Consider the following 272-nt stretch of genomic DNA (forward strand, 5'->3'; position numbering starts at 1 on the left):
ACTTCATACTTGTATGCTTTTCCTTCGGCATCATATGCCGCTAAATCTGTAAACGCATATTTCCATTCGCTCGCTGCGCTTACTTCTTTCGTTGCAATTACTTTGCCGTTTTGTAGTAGGTCTACTTTGATCATTTCTGGACGATCTGTTGCGTTATCATCTTTCCATGTTTTCGTTCCTTCTACTTTTGTTTGACCTACCTTTGTATTCGTAATGTCATAACCATGTACTTCTGTTTGATATCCTTCTACTGCTTGTTCTTTCACTTCATA

General features: G+C 38.2%; 1 protein-coding gene. It reads right to left on the reverse strand.

Annotation, left to right across the window (positions count from 1 at the left end; translation table 11 throughout):
- Positions 1-272, reverse strand: a 272-nt coding sequence (locus tag CN373_RS24435) for a Cna B-type domain-containing protein (protein WP_240519126.1), incomplete at both ends; no start/stop codon positions are given.

This window comes from Bacillus cereus (genome assembly GCF_002561295.1).
GTDB lineage: Bacteria > Bacillota > Bacilli > Bacillales > Bacillaceae_G > Bacillus_A > Bacillus_A cereus_S.